The sequence below is a fragment of the Vibrio sp. SCSIO 43097 genome (assembly GCF_023650755.1).
GTDB classification, from domain to species: domain Bacteria; phylum Pseudomonadota; class Gammaproteobacteria; order Enterobacterales; family Vibrionaceae; genus Vibrio; species Vibrio alginolyticus.
Genome location: NZ_CP071840.1, coordinates 596936 through 614196, shown reverse-complemented (window position 1 = coordinate 614196; position 17261 = coordinate 596936). Strand labels below are relative to the sequence as shown.

Annotated in this window: 15 protein-coding genes; 1 reads left to right on the top strand and 14 read right to left on the bottom strand. The window is 45.8% G+C overall.

The window, feature by feature from the left end:
- Positions 1-2: 2 nt before the first annotated feature.
- The 11 genes from J4N40_RS02985 to rlmD form a co-directional block, all read right to left on the bottom strand.
- Positions 3-629 carry a protein-L-isoaspartate(D-aspartate) O-methyltransferase gene (locus J4N40_RS02985; RefSeq protein ID WP_005380892.1) on the bottom strand — a complete coding sequence of 209 codons (627 nt, stop codon included), beginning with the start codon at positions 627-629 and terminating at the stop codon, positions 3-5.
- On the bottom strand, positions 629-1405 hold the full coding sequence (gene surE, locus J4N40_RS02980) for a 5'/3'-nucleotidase SurE (RefSeq protein WP_005380894.1): 777 nt from the start codon (positions 1403-1405) through the stop codon (positions 629-631). Before surE ends, J4N40_RS02985 begins: the two co-directional genes overlap by 1 nt.
- Positions 1405-2448, bottom strand: a complete 1044-nt coding sequence (truD, locus tag J4N40_RS02975) for a tRNA pseudouridine(13) synthase TruD (RefSeq protein WP_017633547.1) — start codon at positions 2446-2448, stop codon at positions 1405-1407. Before truD ends, surE begins: the two co-directional genes overlap by 1 nt.
- A 45-nt stretch (positions 2449-2493) precedes the next feature.
- On the bottom strand, positions 2494-2970 hold the full coding sequence (ispF, locus tag J4N40_RS02970) for a 2-C-methyl-D-erythritol 2,4-cyclodiphosphate synthase (protein WP_005380896.1): 477 nt from the start codon (positions 2968-2970) through the stop codon (positions 2494-2496).
- A 14-nt stretch (positions 2971-2984) separates the two neighbouring features.
- Complete coding sequence (gene ispD, locus J4N40_RS02965) at positions 2985-3692, bottom strand: 2-C-methyl-D-erythritol 4-phosphate cytidylyltransferase (protein ID WP_017633548.1); 708 nt, start codon at positions 3690-3692, stop codon at positions 2985-2987.
- 1 nt (position 3693) lies between these two features.
- Positions 3694-3975, bottom strand: coding sequence for a cell division protein FtsB (ftsB, locus tag J4N40_RS02960; protein ID WP_005380907.1), 282 nt, complete (start codon positions 3973-3975; stop codon positions 3694-3696).
- 295 nt (positions 3976-4270) lie between these two features.
- On the bottom strand, positions 4271-5572 hold the full coding sequence (gene eno / locus J4N40_RS02955) for a phosphopyruvate hydratase (protein ID WP_005380909.1): 1302 nt from the start codon (positions 5570-5572) through the stop codon (positions 4271-4273).
- Positions 5573-5650: 78 nt separating this feature from the next.
- On the bottom strand, positions 5651-7291 hold the full coding sequence (gene pyrG, locus J4N40_RS02950; RefSeq protein WP_065274849.1) for a CTP synthase: 1641 nt from the start codon (positions 7289-7291) through the stop codon (positions 5651-5653).
- 205 nt (positions 7292-7496) lie between these two features.
- Complete coding sequence (mazG, locus tag J4N40_RS02945; protein ID WP_005383780.1) at positions 7497-8300, bottom strand: nucleoside triphosphate pyrophosphohydrolase; 804 nt, start codon at positions 8298-8300, stop codon at positions 7497-7499.
- 350 nt (positions 8301-8650) lie between these two features.
- The gene (relA, locus tag J4N40_RS02940) at positions 8651-10870 is read right to left on the bottom strand and encodes a GTP diphosphokinase (protein WP_005380915.1); all 2220 of its coding nucleotides are present in this window, start codon (positions 10868-10870) and stop codon (positions 8651-8653) included.
- A 123-nt stretch (positions 10871-10993) separates the two neighbouring features.
- Positions 10994-12313 (bottom strand): 23S rRNA (uracil(1939)-C(5))-methyltransferase RlmD, encoded by a 1320-nt coding sequence (rlmD, locus tag J4N40_RS02935; RefSeq protein WP_025768846.1) that lies wholly within the window; start codon positions 12311-12313, stop codon positions 10994-10996.
- 192 nt (positions 12314-12505) lie between these two features.
- On the opposite strand from rlmD, the gene barA reads away from it, so the two are divergent.
- The gene (gene barA / locus J4N40_RS02930; RefSeq protein ID WP_213972541.1) at positions 12506-15304 is read left to right on the top strand and encodes a two-component sensor histidine kinase BarA; all 2799 of its coding nucleotides are present in this window, start codon (positions 12506-12508) and stop codon (positions 15302-15304) included.
- Between the two features lie 69 nt (positions 15305-15373).
- On the opposite strand, the gene acpS is transcribed toward barA, so the two are convergent.
- The 3 genes from acpS to recO are packed head-to-tail and all read right to left on the bottom strand — an operon-like array spanning position 15374 to position 17227.
- Positions 15374-15754 (bottom strand): holo-ACP synthase, encoded by a 381-nt coding sequence (acpS, locus tag J4N40_RS02925; protein WP_115386289.1) that lies wholly within the window; start codon positions 15752-15754, stop codon positions 15374-15376.
- Between the two features lie 10 nt (positions 15755-15764).
- Positions 15765-16499, bottom strand: a complete 735-nt coding sequence (gene pdxJ, locus J4N40_RS02920) for a pyridoxine 5'-phosphate synthase (protein ID WP_005384579.1) — start codon at positions 16497-16499, stop codon at positions 15765-15767.
- A complete protein-coding gene (recO, locus tag J4N40_RS02915) occupies positions 16496-17227 on the bottom strand; it encodes a DNA repair protein RecO (RefSeq protein ID WP_005384578.1) in 732 nt (243 codons plus the stop codon). The genes pdxJ and recO overlap by 4 nt, the downstream gene beginning before the upstream one ends.
- Positions 17228-17261 lie beyond the last annotated feature (34 nt).

The following is a 17261-nucleotide window of genomic DNA, read 5'->3' as shown; positions in this document are numbered from 1 at the left end:
CCTTAAGCTAAATCACCCGCAACCAGAGGTACGAACCGAACCATTTCTACAACGGTAGAGAGATATTCGTCTCCCTTACGCTCTATTTTTAATAACTGTTGTTCCGTATCTCCAACAGGAATGACCATTTTGCCGCCATCTCTTAATTGTGAGAGAAGAGCTTGGGGAATCACTTCAGCGGCAGCGGTAACAATAATAGCATCGAAAGGACCTCGCGCTTCCCAGCCCTGCCACCCATCAGCATGCTTAGTTGAAACATTGTAGATATCCAATTGCTTCAGGCGACGCTTTGCTTCCCATTGCAACGATTTAATTCGCTCAACGGAGTATACATGATCAACAATTTGCGCCAGTACCGCGGTTTGATAACCCGATCCCGTTCCGATTTCCAGAACACGACTCGCCGGTTCTAGCTCAAGCAACTCGGTCATACGAGCAACGATATAAGGCTGAGAAATAGTTTGTCCCTGACCAATTGGTAACGCATTGTTATCATAGGCTTGGTGCATCATCGCTTGAGAAACAAAGCTTTCTCGTGGCAAGCGTTGGATAGCATCCAGAACTCTTTGGTCTTTGATGCCACTGGAGATAAGAAACGCTATCAACCTGTCAGCATGTGGGTTACTCATTACTTCTCTTCCTTTAACCAACTATCCATAGCACGCAGCGACTCGTGAGCGGTGAGATCAACTTGCAGAGGCGTCATTGAAACTCGGCCATGCTCAATTGCATAAAAGTCCGTGCCCTCTCCTGCATCTTGCTCCTTTCCTGGTGGGCCTAACCAATAAATGTCATGGCCTCTCGGATCTTTCTGCTTGATCATATTCTCTGCGTGATGACGTGCACCTAAACGCGTAACTTCAATTTCACCTAAATTCTCTGATGGTAAGTCAGGCACGTTTACGTTCAGTAGACGATTCGTTGGAATCGGCGACGCTAAATGCTGTTGTACAATTTGACGTGCAATTTTAGCGGCGGATTCGAAATGTCGCTTACCCACTAGAGAAAAAGCCACCGACTGAACGCCAAGGAAATGACCTTCCATGGCGGCTGCTACTGTTCCAGAATAAAGAACATCATCACCCAAATTAGCGCCATGGTTGATTCCTGACAGAACAAGATCAGGCAAATCATCTTTCATTAGCTCATTCAGCGCGAAATGCACACAATCCGTGGGCGTGCCTTGCACTGAGTAGATATTTGGGGCAATTTCAGTCACGCGTAATGGTTGTTCTAATGTGAGTGAATTCGAAGCACCTGAACGATTTCGATCAGGTGCGACAATGGTCACTTCAGCGATATCTCTCAACTCATCAGCGAGGGCATGAATCCCTTGAGCATGAACACCATCATCATTGCTGATTAAGACCCTTAAGGGCTTCGGGTTTCGTGAATCCTGTTCCATTAGTATTCTCTTTCTACTTCAACCTCATTAACTAACTCACGAACAATAGAGGTCGCAAAAGATCCCGCATCCAGTGAGAAAGTCAGCGTAATGTTGTTACCTTCAACCGTCCAAGCTAAATCTTTTGGCTTCAGCGCAATATCGCGACGATCGTGGCGCATGCGATTACCACGAATCAGCGCCATGAGGTCAGGCTCTTCGTCTAAAAACGGTTGCTCTAATGCCAGAGCCTCGGCTTGAGTAGGCAGTGCATTATCGCCAGCAAGCGCAGCGGTAATTGCCGCTTCACCTTGTGCAAATTGTACTTGCAAATCAGTGATGTTGTTTGCATCAATCAACTGAGTGCCAGAATTCGTCTGTGCAATGTCACCATCAATGAACTTATCAAACACACCATTCTCTAGACGAGCTGAAACGATGCGGTTGAAAATCCACGAACGAGCCGCTGATAAATACATGCTGCGCTTGTTTTGATTGCGGGTACGAACGTTTTCGCGTCCCCATCGACGTGCTTCTTCAAGGTTGTTACCATCGTTACCAAAACGCTGACTACCAAAGTAGTTTGGCACGCCAACTTGTTTCACTTTTTCAAGACGTTGCTCTACATCCGCTATATCTGTCACTTCAGACAAAGTAACCACGAACTCGTTCCCTACTAGGTCACCAGGACGCAGTTTTTTATTGTGACGATCTGTTGCAAGGATTTCGATACTTGGGTATTGAGACAAAAACGCTGAAAAATCTGGCGTTTCACCTTTTGGTAAATGGACACTTAACCACTGTTCCGTCACCGCATGACGGTCTTTAAGACCCGCCCAGCTAACGTCTTTCGACTTAACACCACAGGCTTTTGCTAACTCGTTAGCAACGAAGCTGGTGTTCTCGCCCTTTTTACGGATACGAACCATTAAGTGCTCGCCTTCGCCCGTAAAGGCAAAACCTAAATCTTCGCGAACCTGAAAATGCTCTGGCTGCGCTTTAATTTTTGCCGATGCAACTGGCTTACCCGTTAGGTAAGCCAATGAAGATAAAATGTCTGACATGATGTGTTTCCGCTGATATCACAGCTTAGGGGAGCAAATTGCTAGTTATTGCTTAAACAGAAGTACAACGGCTTCCGTTGCAATGCCTTCTTTGCGTCCAGTAAAACCGAGACGTTCTGTCGTCGTCGCTTTTACGTTGATGTTACTAATGTCGGTTTCTAGGTCTTCGGCAATTGCCGCACACATTGCGTCAATGTGTGGTGCCATTTTAGGCGCTTGTGCCATGATGGTTACATCAGCATTGCCAAGACGGTAGCCTTGCTCTTTGACTCGACGGTAAACGTCTTTCAGTAATTCACGACTGTTTGCGCCTTTCCATTTATCATCCGTATCTGGGAAATGACGACCAATATCGCCGGCAGCAATCGCGCCCAGCAGAGCATCCGTTAACGCATGCAACGCTACATCGCCGTCTGAGTGTGCAATCAAACCTTGCTCATAAGGGATTGCTACACCACCAATAATGACTGGGCCTTCACCACCGAATTTATGTACATCGAAACCATGACCAATTCGAATCATTTTCTATCCTTTCTTTATTCGCCGCGCTCACGGCTTAGATAAAACTCGGCTAACGCGAGATCTTCTGGCTGAGTGATTTTTATATTGTTCGCATTCCCTTGAACTAAGGCTGGCTTCTCGCCTAACCATTCCAAAGCCGAGGCTTCATCGGTAATGGTTACACCCTGTTCTAATGCGTCAGCCAGTGCTTGAGTAAGCTGCTGAGTTTTAAACATTTGTGGAGTAAGTGCATGCCACAATGCTTCTCTATCTACCGTATGATCGATATCTTGTACTGCGTTTGCTCGCTTCATTGTATCTCTCACAGGAGATGCGAGAATGCCACCCGTTGAGTGGGCGCAGCAAACATCAATCAAACGGTCAATGTCGGATGTTAATACACATGGCCTCGCAGCGTCGTGGACTAATACCCACTCGCTTTCCAGATGCTCATTGACATAGTTTAGCCCTGATAACACAGAGTCTGCTCTTTCTTTACCACCAGCTACACGAATCACATCTGGGTGCTTAGCAATGGACAATTCTGGGTAATATGGGTCGCCGTCAGTAACGGCAACGACAACCTTAGAAATATTTGGGTGAGAAAGCAGTTTCTCTACGGTATGTTCCAGTACCGCTTTACCTTCGATCAATAAATATTGCTTAGGGCGATCTGCCTTCATTCTGCTCCCTACACCAGCAGCTGGCACAATTGCGATATGCGATGAGTTCATATCCAACATTTTAATGGTTTTCCTCACCTATAATGCGGTAAAAAGTCTCGCCATCTTTAACTAAACCGAGCTCATGACGCGCACGTTCTTCAATCGCATCAAGACCTTGCCTTAAGTCATCAATCTCAGCGAACATTTCATTGTTGCGAGCTTGTAGCTTGCTGTTCACTTGTTGCTGAACTTCAATTTCATCTTTTACTGTGTAGTAGTCAGACACTCCGTTTTTACCAAACCATAGAGTGTATTGAAGCAAGCCAAACAGTAGCGTAAGGGCTATAACAAAGATTCGCATATCGCTGCTAACATTCTGTACCGGAAGGAATTAGATAAGGAGACATATATAGCATAAATGCGAGGTTGCCTCTAGGGGAGAAAGGGAGACTCACACGCTCCTTACAAGAAATAAGCAGCAAAATGAAACAAAGAGACTTCTCTACTCTCTCCTTCCTCGTTCTATGGAATCACAAATGAACGTAAGCGAAAGACATCAAAAAGCAAAGCCTGTTCTCATATGTCAGATACAAAAACACCCCGCCAAAGCAGGGTGTTTCAAAAGCTTTAAGTTAAGCGGTTAATTCAATTAAGAATTAAGCTTGACCTTTAACTTCTTTAAGACCGTTGAAAGGAGCGCGATCACCTAGTGCTTCCTCGATACGGATTAGCTGGTTGTACTTAGCAACACGGTCAGAACGGCTCATAGAACCAGTTTTGATTTGACCTGCTGCTGTACCTACCGCTAGGTCAGCGATAGTTGCATCTTCAGTTTCGCCAGAACGGTGAGAGATTACTGCTGTGTAACCTGCGTCTTTAGCCATCTTGATTGCAGCTAGAGTCTCAGTTAGAGAACCGATTTGGTTGAACTTGATAAGGATAGAGTTAGCTACGCCTTTCTCGATACCTTCAGCAAGGATCTTAGTGTTAGTAACGAATAGATCGTCACCTACTAGTTGAAGCTTGTCACCTAGTAGTTCTGTTTGGTGCTTGAAGCCATCCCAGTCAGACTCGTCTAGACCGTCTTCGATAGAAACGATTGGGAATTGGTTAGCTAGCTCAGCTAGGTAGTGGTTGAACTCTTCAGAAGTGAAAGTTTTACCTTCGCCTTTCATGTTGTAGATGCCAGCTTCTTTGTCGAAGAACTCAGATGCAGCACAGTCCATAGCTAGAGTAACGTCTTTACCTAGTTCGTAACCAGCAGCTGCAACAGCTTCTGCGATAACTTCTAGAGCTTCAGCGTTAGATTTAAGGTTAGGAGCGAAACCACCTTCATCACCAACTGCAGTGCTGTAGCCTTTAGACTTAAGAACTTTAGCTAGGTTGTGGAATACTTCTGCACCGATACGTAGACCTTCTTTAAGAGTCTTAGCGCCAACTGGTTGGATCATGAACTCTTGGATGTCAACGTTGTTGTCTGCGTGCTCACCACCGTTGATGATGTTCATCATTGGTAGAGGCATAGAGAACTGACCTGCAGTGCCGTTTAGCTCAGCGATGTGCTCGTATAGAGGCATGCCTTTCGCAGCAGCAGCAGCTTTAGCGTTTGCTAGAGAAACAGCTAGGATAGCGTTAGCACCGAATTTAGATTTGTTTTCAGTGCCGTCTAGTTCGATCATTACTGCGTCGATTGCAGCTTGGTCTTTAGCGTCTTTGCCAACTAGAGCTTCAGCGATTGGGCCGTTTACAGCTTCAACTGCTTTAAGAACACCTTTACCTAGGAAACGTGCTTTGTCACCGTCACGTAGCTCAAGAGCTTCGCGAGAACCAGTAGATGCGCCAGATGGAGCTGCCGCCATACCTACGAAACCGCCTTCTAGGTGTACTTCAGCTTCTACAGTTGGGTTACCACGTGAGTCGATGATTTCACGACCTAGAACTTTAACGATCTTAGACATTAATGTTTCCTCTCGTTTCAAATATAAATGTCAATCTTAAAGGGCAGCAGCACAACCTTCGCCGCCGCCCGTATCCTTTTACTTCTCGAATTCGCCGCGTGCGTTTTGGCCCGCAGCCTTAACAAAACCTGCAAACAATGGATGTCCATCGCGAGGAGTCGAGGTGAATTCTGGGTGGAACTGAGCCGCTACAAACCATGGGTGAGCTGGGTTCTCAATCATTTCCACTAACTTCTTGTCCGCAGATAGACCTGATACTTTTAGGCCTGCTTTTTCGATTTGCGGACGAAGCACGTTATTCACTTCGTAACGGTGACGGTGACGTTCATGGATCGTCGCGCTACCGTACAGTTCACGAGCTTTAGTCCCTTTCTCTAGGTGACACAGCTGTGAACCAAGACGCATCGTACCGCCTAGGTCAGACTTTTCAGTACGCTCTTCTACGCTACCTGATTCGTCTACCCACTCTGTGATCAAACCTACCACAGGGTACTTAGTCTCTTTGTCAAATTCTGTTGAATGTGCACCTTCCATACCCGCAACGTTACGCGCGTATTCGATTAGTGCAACTTGCATACCCAAACAAATACCCAGGTAAGGCACGTTATTTTCACGTGCATATTGAGCCGCACGGATCTTGCCTTCAATACCACGATCGCCGAAGCCACCTGGTACTAGGATTGCGTCCAAACCTTCTAGAAGTTCAACGCCTTTTGTTTCGATATCTTGTGAGTCTACATACTTAATTGTGACGCTTAGGCGGTTTTTCAAGCCAGCGTGTTTAAGCGCTTCGTTCACAGATTTGTATGCATCTGGTAATTCAATGTATTTACCAACCATACCGATGGTTACTTCACCAGTAGGATTTGCTTCTTCGTAGATAACCTGTTCCCATTCAGAAAGGTCTGCTTCCGGAGCAGTAATACCAAAGCGAGCACACACAAGGTCATCTAGACCTTGAGATTTAATCAACTGAGGGATCTTGTAGATAGAGTCTACATCCTTCATTGAAATTACTGCTTTTTCTGGAACATTACAGAACAGTGCGATTTTTTTACGCTCATTCGCAGGAATAACGCGATCGCTACGGCAAACTAGGATATCTGGCTGAATACCGATAGATAGAAGTTCTTTTACAGAGTGTTGCGTCGGCTTAGTTTTCACTTCGCCCGCTGCCGCTAGGTAAGGAACAAGTGTTAGGTGCATGAACATTGCGCGCTCACGGCCTAGCTCAACAGCTAGCTGACGAATCGCTTCCATAAATGGTAGTGATTCGATATCACCAACAGTACCGCCAACTTCAACGATAGCCACATCATGGCCTTCAGAACCTGCAATAACGCGATCTTTGATTGCGTTAGTGATATGAGGGATAACTTGAATAGTTGCGCCTAGGTAGTCACCACGACGTTCTTTACGAAGTACGTCGGCATAAACACGACCTGCAGTGAAGTTGTTACGCTTGGTCATCTTGGTACGGATAAAACGCTCGTAGTGACCAAGGTCAAGGTCAGTCTCTGCGCCATCTTCTGTAACGAACACTTCACCGTGCTGAGTAGGGCTCATTGTGCCCGGGTCAACGTTGATGTAAGGGTCAAGCTTCATCATAGTCACTTTAAGACCACGAGCTTCTAGAATAGCCGCAAGAGATGCTGCTGCAATACCTTTACCTAGAGAGGATACAACCCCGCCAGTAACAAAAATGTAATTTGTCGTCATGTTTAACCTGAAATTGGTTGAATGAGGGAAATGGAGTGCTTCTGGACGGGAGATAAATATACCAGAAGCTCCTTACCGCCACAACGTGAAATCTATCACACCGTAATTTTTTATTTTTTGCTTCAAATCAAAGTGAGCAAAGACAAACCAAAGTCCGTTTTCGTGTAACCAAACAAGCTGACCTTATATTATGTATTCTGCCAGTTTACCTCTGCCTCGATTCTTCTTGTTTTACTTCATCCCAAAAATGGTCAAGTTCTGATAAAGAACAATCTGTAAGTACTTTGCCTGACTGCTGGACCTTGCCTTCAACTTGTTTAAAACGTCGCGCAAACTTTACGTTTGCTTTTCCTAGCGCGACTTCTGGGTTTTTATCAAGGTGGCGAGCCAAATTGACAGTCGCAAATAGCAAATCACCGAGCTCCAACTCAACTTTCTCTTCATCGGGCTGAACTTGCAGTGCCTCTTCCATGACTTCGTCAATTTCTTCTCGTACTTTATCGACAACCGGGCCAAGTGAATCCCAATCAAACCCAAATTTTGCACATTTTTTCTGAATTTTTGTAGCACGAGAAAGTGCAGGTAAAGAGTTTGGTATTGAGTCTAGGATACTTTCTTCCGCTTTGCCTACTAGGGCTTTTTCTTTTGCTTTTTCCGCTTCCCAGTTCGCGTTAATTTCCTCGTCAGATTCAAACTCAACATCTGAAAAAACGTGCGGGTGGCGACGAGTCAGTTTTTCGTTCACGGTTTCGACGACATCCGAAAAGTCAAACAGCTCTTGCTCTTTCGCTAGTTGACTGTAAAAAATCACCTGAAACAACAAATCCCCTAGCTCTTCTTTTAGATTGGGCCAATCTCGATTTTGAATCGCGTCCACCACTTCGTAGGTTTCTTCTATAGTATGCGGAACGATGGTGTCAAAGGTTTGTTTTAAGTCCCAAGGGCAACCATTTTCTGGGTCACGCAGCTTCGCCATGATTTGTTCTAACTGTTCAATTGGATGACTCATTTTTTGTTCCTTTAAACCTTTCTATTAAAGAAAAAGGTGAGCAGCCAAAACCACTCACCTTCTACATTATATTTTCTCAGCAGCTTTCACTAAGTAATTGTTACTTTGACAAGGCAACAAATTTTCGCGACTCCTGAGCATAGCTCGTCTATGTGATGCCCCTGAGCCGGCGCGTCGGAATAAGTGCAGCTAACGCAGATAAAAAGCCAAATATGACGCAAGTGTAACTCTGTAAATAGTTGAAGTTGTAGCTAGGCGACAAACAAACGAGACTCCATCACATGGTTCACCATGTGATGGAGCGAGTGCGTGCAGTCAACAACGCTACAACGATAACTATGACGAGAGTTTTAGCCGAGGCGTTTCACCGTCATGACATCCTTGATCTGTTCCACACGTTTCGAAACCCGCGAAAGCACCTCAATATTGGTGACTTCTAGGTCAAAGTCCATGATGGCAAGTTGACGTCTGTAGTCGACTCGGTTCTTCATACTGGTCACTTTGATCTTTTCGTTGGCGAACAGTGTCGTAATGTCTTTGAGTAGACCACCTCGCTCCATCGCTTCAACACGCACGGTGAGGATGTATGACCCCACAAAGCCGCTGCCCCAGACTGTATCGATGATGCGCTCTGGCGCATGATGGCGCAGTTCTTCTAGCTGTTCACAGTCACTACGGTGTACTGAAATCCCACGACCTTGCGTTATGTAACCAGAGATATCGTCACCTGGAATTGGTTGACAGCAACGTGCTAGATGTGTCATTAGGTTATCGACGCCTTCTACTACAACTGCGTCTTTTTTCGGTCGGCTTTGCGCGGGTGATTTATGCTCAGCTTCTTGCAGTTTTTCCAGTGCTTGCTGATCTTCTTCCTCTGCCGTTGGCTTGTTAACTAACGCGTTGATATGGTTAATTATTTGGTTGATACGCAAATCACCGCTACCTACACCAACATACAATTCATCTGGTGTTTTGACGTTAAACCGCTTGAGGGCGTAATGCTCTGCATCTTTTAACGTTGCGCCAATTTTGGCTAACTCATGCTCAAGGATTTCACGACCTGCTTCAAGGTTCTTCTCACGGCTTTGTTTTCGGAACCAGGCGTTAATTTTGGCACGCGCACGACCAGAATGAACGAAGCCTAATGATGGGTTTAACCAGTCACGTGATGGGTTAGGTTCTTTCTGAGTGATAATCTCGACTTGGTCACCCATATGTAATTTATGCGTGAACGGCACAATACGACCTCCGACTTTGGCACCGATACAACGGTGTCCCACTTCGGAGTGAATGTGATAGGCAAAATCTAGCGGCGTTGCCCCCATTGGCAAATCGACAACATCACCACGTGGTGTAAAGGCATAAACACGGTCATCAAAGACTTGGCTACGTAACTCATCGAGCATTTCGCCAGAGTCAGACATTTCTTCTTGCCAATCCAGTAGCTTACGCAGCCACGTGATCTTCTCATCATAACCGCTTCGGCTGCTTGCCCCTTCTTTATATTTCCAGTGCGCTGCAACACCCAGTTCCGACTCTTCATGCATTTGCTTGGTACGAATCTGGATCTCGATGGTTTTGCCTTCTGGCCCTAGAATTACTGTATGGATCGATTGATAACCGTTTGGTTTAGGGTTAGCAACGTAGTCATCAAACTCGCTCGGTAGGTGCTTGTATTTGGTGTGAACTACACCCAAAGCCGCGTAACAGTCTTGCAGTTTGTCTGCGATGATACGTACTGCTCGAACATCAAACAGCTCATCGAATGCCAAACTCTTCTTCTGCATTTTTCGCCAAATGCTGTAGATGTGCTTAGGTCGACCACTCACTTCGGCATTGATGCCCGACACTTCCATTTCGTGCGTGAGGTCTTCAACAAAGTCTTTGATGTACTGTTCACGAACGATGCGTCGCTCAGAAAGCTGTTTGGCAATTTGTTTGTAAGTTTCCGGTTGTTGGTAGCGGAAAGCGTAATCTTCAATTTCCCATTTCAGCTGACCGATGCCTAATCGGTTTGCTAGCGGCGCATAGATGTTGGCACACTCTTTTGCCGCCGCACGTCGAACTTCATCAGGCGCTTTTTTAACTTCAATAAGGTTACAAATTCGCTCCGCAAGCTTGATAACCACGCAGCGGAAGTCATCCACCATGGCAAGCAGCATGCGGCGTACGTTATCTACCTGAGATGACGCTGCACTGCCTTCCATGTTGACGTTGAGTTGGCCAATAGCAGCCATTTCTTCAACGCCGTCGATTAATTTTATGATTTCTTTGCTGTATTTCTCTTCCAGAATTTCTCTGTTAAAAGCACCACTTGAAACCAAAGGAAACAGTTGAGCAGCCACTAAAGTGGCTTGATCCATAGACAAGGTGATCAAAATTTCGATCATTTCTCGTCCACGCCACAACAACAGTTCTGCTTGCTCGTTATCAGCTAATACTGTCTGGCAATCTCGATATACTTCGATTAAGCGTGAGGCTGTGTTTTTCTCTTGTCCTAGGCTAGCCACCCAGTTTTCGAGTTCAAACTGTTCATCTTGGTTTAAATGCGCGCTTCTTACCGCAACCATCTCATCATCCTAATTATTATATTCGTGTGGTTTGACTAACACCGTCCAGGTTAGTTCTTTTTACCGCGCGTACACGCTGGCTTTATGACCACCCACCACAAATAAGGGGTCAAAGTCCTAAAGTTAGGACTTTTCAAACAATGCCATCGATTCTAGATGACTGGTATGAGGGAACATGTCCAGCATACCTAATTTCGTTAATTTATAGCCTTGCTCTATCAAGCTTTGACTATCCCTAGCAAGGGTAGCAGGATTACAAGAAACATAAACTACACGCTGTGCGCCAAGCTCAGAAACTTGATCGATGATCCCACTCGCTCCCGCGCGTGCTGGGTCTAATAATACTTTATCAAACCGCTCTGCGGCCCAGGCTTGGCCTTCAAAATCTTGCTCAAGGTTAGCGTGATAAAATTGCGCGTTATTGATTTGGTTCAAAGATGCATTGTTTGTGGCTTTTTCTACCATCTCTGCAACACCCTCTACTCCAACCACGTACTTAGCTAATTTCGCAACTGGTAAACTAAAGTTGCCTAAACCACAGAACAAATCTAACACTCGGTCACTCTTTTGTGGGTCTAACCACTCAACCGCTTGTTTGACCATTTGTTGGTTTACACCTTGGTTTACTTGAATAAAGTTATTTGGTGCAAAAGGGATTTTCACTCCAACTTCTTGATAAAAAGGCATATCGCCTTCGATAAGGTCTAATTGTTCTGTCGATGGCATTAAGTACAACGATGCGCCATGACGTTTTGCCAACTCCGTTAGAGATTGAGTTTCACTCGTTGTCAGAGCGCTCAAGTGGCGCAGCGTAATACACGGCCCATTATCACCAAGTACCAGCTCTACATGACCCAATTGTTCAGGCTTTTTGAACGCTTTTAGCGCTGAGTAAATCTCTGGCAGCAAAACATTCAGTTCCGGTGCCAGCACTGGGCAATCGGTCACTTGCGCAATTTGCTTACTCTGCTTTTTACGGAAACCAAAATGTAGCTGACGTGTTTTTTTATCAACAAACAAGCTCACTCTCGCACGGCGACGGTAGGCCTGCGAATATCCCAATAACGGGGCATCTAGTTCAATATCACTGCCTGAAAATTTTCGCATTAGCTGACGCAACGTTTGCTGTTTGTACGTCAATTGTTGGTCATAATCTAAATGCTGCAAATCACAGCCACCGCACTCATGATAATGTGGGCAAAATGGCTCCACACGAGCTTCACTCGGCTTAAGGATTTTAATCAACTTACCGCGAGCGTATTTGCTCTTTTCTTCCACCAATTGAGTGACCACCTCCTCACCCGGCAGTGCTCCATCAATAAACAATGGCTTCTTTTTGAGGTAAGCAATGCCTGCACCGTGGTGATCTAAACGCTCTACTTGCACTGCTTGGTGCCGAGTATTGAGTTGGGTTTTCTTTTTCGGTTGAAAGATGCGTGCCATGCTCTATGCCTGATTTATATGTAATTGCTCTTCGGCTTCACTATTCTTGATTGCAGCCGTTGTGTGATTCGAGTGACTTGATTATGCTTACCGTTTATTCGGTGACGTCACTTCTTTGCTCAAGGCTTTATCGTGCGCTTGAGAAATAATGCGTTATTTTCCCATATCCAGACTCCGATGTAATTAGATAACATGACCAGATATGGCTTACGAGCACGTGTAATTACACTAACTCTCGCTCCCACTCTCATTATTGGTTTATTACTGAGCGGCTTTTTCTCATTTAACCGCTACCAAGACCTTGAGAAACAAGTTATCACCACTGGTAACAGCATTATTGAGCCGCTGGCGATTGCCAGTGAAACTCATCTACTATCAGAAAGCCGTGAGGCGGTACGTCGCTTGATAAGCTACGCGCACCGCAAAAACTCCAAACTGGTTCGTAGTATCGCGGTATTTGATGAACATCATGAGCTCTTTGTGACCTCTAACTTTCATCCTAATTTTGAAGCCTTGATGTTTCCCAAAGATAAACCGATCCCGCAACTGGGTAATTCGGAAATCTACGAAAACTCACTGATATTGCGTGTCCCCATTTTGTCAGAAGGTCACTACTTAGCGGAGTTGTCGAACGAAAGCCAAGGCACAAAAGCGATTGGTTACATCGCCGTCGAGTTAGATCTCTCCTCCTTGAGGCTGCAACAGTATCAAGAAGTCTTCTCTGCTTTTTTAGTTCTGGTTCTCGGTCTTGGCTTAGCAAGTGTGTTTGCTTCACGTCTAATGCACGATGTGACCCAACCTATCACCCACATGAAGAATGTCGTTGACCGAATTCGCCGTGGTCATCTGGATGTGCGTATCGAAGGCAAAATGCACGGTGAGTTAGACCAGCTAAAAAATGGCATCAACGCCATGGCGGTATCGTTATCAGAATATCACGTGGAGATGCAGCACAGTATAGACCAAGCCACATCCGACTTACGTGAAACGCTTGAGCAGCTAGAAATTCAGAACGTTGAGCTGGATATCGCGAAGAAACGCGCGCAAGAAGCGGCCAGGGTTAAGTCAGAGTTCTTGGCGAACATGTCGCACGAGCTGCGTACTCCGCTCAATGGGGTGATTGGCTTTACTCGTCAAATGCTTAAAACGCAGCTTTCTAACAGCCAAACGGATTACCTACAGACGATTGAGAAGTCGGCGAACAACCTGCTGAATATCATCAATGACATTCTCGACTTCTCGAAACTTGAAGCGGGTAAGCTGGCGCTGGAAAATATTCCTTTTGATTTCCGAGAAAGTTTAGAAGAGGTAATTAACCTACAAGCCACAAGTGCACATGAGAAAGGGTTAGAAATCACCCTAAAAGTGGACCCTAAAATTCCACCAGGTTTAGTTGGGGATCCACTACGTATCCAGCAAATTTTGACGAACTTAGTAGGTAACTCAATCAAGTTTACCGAGCGAGGCAACATTGATGTTAGCGTAGAAATGCGCTCTCAATCAGGAGACTCCGTCGAACTACAATTCATGGTGCGTGATACCGGTATTGGTATCTCTGAGCGTCAGCAAGCGCAGTTGTTCCAAGCCTTTAGCCAAGCGGATGCCAGTATTTCACGTCGTTACGGTGGTACTGGCCTTGGTCTGGTTATCACTCAGAAACTGGTGAGCCAGATGGGCGGCGAAATCAGTTTAACCAGCCGTCTACACCAAGGTTCAACCTTCTGGTTTACGGTGCGCTTGCACTCAACCGAGATGCCAATGAGCGAACTGATTGAAGTGGAACTTCTGACTGGGAAGCAGTTACTGCTGATTGAACCAAACATGCAAGCCGCATCCGTAACCCAACAGATTCTAAGTCAGGAGGGTATTTTAGTAACCTACCGCTCTTCGCTACCAAACAACGAAGAACAATATGATTATGTATTGTTGAATTTAGCGGCCAACCAGACTCACGATGCGGAAGTTATTACACCTTGGATAGAACAAGCGAAACGTATGGCTCCGAGTGTTCTCCTAGGGACACCGAGTACCGAATTGGCGCTTGCGGACCAAATAATGACAGAGCATCACGTCCAGTGCCTGACGAAGCCATTGTCTCGCCGTAAGTTGCTACAAAGCCTGATTAGCGAACATGTAGAATCGCCACCGGTATTAAGCGCTCCAATTACGCCAAGCGAAGGGGACCGTTTACCTCTGACTGTACTAGCAGTGGATGACAACCCTGCAAACTTGAAGCTGATCTCTGCACTGCTCCGCGAACGAGTAGAAACCGTCACCGCCTGTAGCAATGGCCAGCAAGCGGTGAACCTGGCGACAGAGAAAAAGTACGATTTAATCTTCATGGATATCCAAATGCCACAAATGGATGGTGTGACCGCTTGTAAGCACATTAAAGAGTTGGAGCTAAATAAAGACACGCCAGTGATTGCGGTAACGGCGCATGCCATGGCTGGGGAACGAGACCGCTTGCTCTCGGCAGGAATGGATGACTACTTGACCAAACCTATTGAAGAGCATGTGCTACAACAGGTTTTGGTTCACTGGAACCCAAATGCTTGTACAGAGAGCATTGGCAAAGTCGCCCCTTCATACGTTGATGAACCTGAAGGAAGCGTACCGCAATCCGTTTCTTCGCCTCAGCAGGATGTGATTATTGATTGGCAAGCAGCCTTGAAACAGAGCGCGAATAAAGAGGATCTCGCCAAAGATATGCTGCGCATGTTGATTGAGTTCATCCCTGAAGTAGAAGCAGTCGTTGACCAAGCACTGGAGCAAGAAGATATCTCTCGTGACGACCTAACTCATGTCATCCATAAGCTGCACGGCAGTAGTTCATATTGTGGCGTTCCAAGGCTGAAATCACTCTGTGCGACGCTTGAACAAGCACTGCGCTCAGGGATCAGTCTTGAGGAAGTTGAGCCTGAAATGTTCGAGCTGCAAGATGAAATGATTAAAGTAACAACAACCGCAAAGTTATACCTTGAACAGTGATCTATTGAAGAGAAACAAAAGCCAGAGCAAATGCTCTGGCTTTTTAGTATTTTGTTTAAGACTTACAAGCTAGGATTCAAAAATGACCGTCGCCACAGCGTAATGACGCTCATCGGAAATGGACAGGTGAATGTGGTTAACGCCCATCGCATCCGCTATTTGCTTGGCTGTGCCCGCCAATGCGAGCACTGGTTTTCCAAGCTCATCGTTCGAGATGGAAAAGTCGTGAAACGTGACCCCTTTTGCGATCCCTGTTCCCAATGCTTTTGAGGCCGCTTCTTTAACTGCAAAGCGCTTAGCAAGATAACGACCTTGCAGCTTAAGCTGTGAGAATTTGGCCATTTCGTCTTCTGAAAGAATCCGCTGAGCAAAAGGTTCACCACTACGAGCTAACGCTTTTTCAATACGCTCAATTTCTGCAATGTCGGTCCCTAACCCTATAATCGCCATCTAGATAGCCCTATGACTGGCGAGCCTCAATCATCAGTGCTTTCATGTCAGCAACCGCTTTATTTAAACCATCAAATACTGCGCGACCAATGATTGAATGACCAATGTTGAGTTCGTAAATTTCTGGTAATGCAGCAATTGGTGCGACATTGTGATAAGTCAGGCCATGCCCGGCATTAACAATAATACCTAGGTCATGTGCATAACTCGCACCAGCAGCAATCTTCTTCAGTTCAGCTTGCTGTTCGTCTTCTGTCGTCGCATCTGCATAGTGGCCAGTATGTAGCTCAATAAACGGAGCGCCACACTTTTTCGCAGCTTCAATCTGTTGACGGTCAGCATCAATAAAGAGCGAAACTTTAATGCCGGCATCTGTCAGCTTTTTCGTCGCAGCTTTAATTTTTTCAAGCTGCCCTACAACATCTAAGCCACCTTCCGTCGTCAGTTCTTCACGCTTTTCAGGCACTAGACACACAAACTCTGGTTTAGTTTGCAGCGCAATCTCAACCATTTCGTCCGTCACTGCCATCTCTAGATTCATACGCGTTTGAATGGTTTCACGCAGAATACGTACATCACGATCCAAAATATGGCGACGGTCTTCACGTAAGTGGATAGTGATACCGTCCGCGCCTGCACGCTCAGCAATTTCAGCAGCGTGAACAGGATCTGGGTATTTTGTACCACGTGCATTACGTAGAGTGGCAATATGGTCGATATTGACGCCTAAATAAATTGAGCTCATTTTCCGTTACTCCGTGCTCTGGGGGTCTGAATGAAAAATTCACGACTTTTTAAAGGTTTGCCGCCAAGATACGGCTTTAAGGCTATACGTGTAAAGCGTTTTGCCGCTTTTAGCTGCTCTTTAGTGACGAACCGCCGCTCACTGATAGCAATCAGTTCATTCCCTAAAAACGTGAGGTTATCGCGCCTAACCGAAGCAATAAACCCTTTCTGTTCCCGGTAACGATAGGTCATTTCTGGATCGACGGGCTCGCCGGTACCTGCACAATGCAAAAAATCCACGCCATACCCCATCGCAGACAGCAAGGCTAACTCAAAACGACGCAGTGCAGGCTCAGGGTTCTCGTTGTGCGCCAACTCGGTTAACGCATGCAAATAATCATGAAATAGTGCTGGCATCGGCACTTCAGCCATCAAAATACGGCCAATCAGTTCATTGACGTACATGGCTGAGTAGAGATTAATGCCCGTTAACGGCAAACCTAGACTTATCGGCTCGGCTTGACGCAAAGTTTTCATTGAGCCTTTCCCCGACCATTTAAGTAATAGCGGGGTAAAAGGTTGCAATGCGCCTTTTAAGTTCGAACGCTTACTGCGCGCGCCTTTGGCCATTAAAGTCATTCGGCCATATTCCTCACTAAATACATCAAGGATTAAGCTCGATTCACTGTAAGGGCGTCGGTGCAATACAAAACAGCGCTGTAAACCTTCGGAAGACAGATTACTCATCTAAGTCATTGTGCCTAAAAAGTGTGAAATAAAA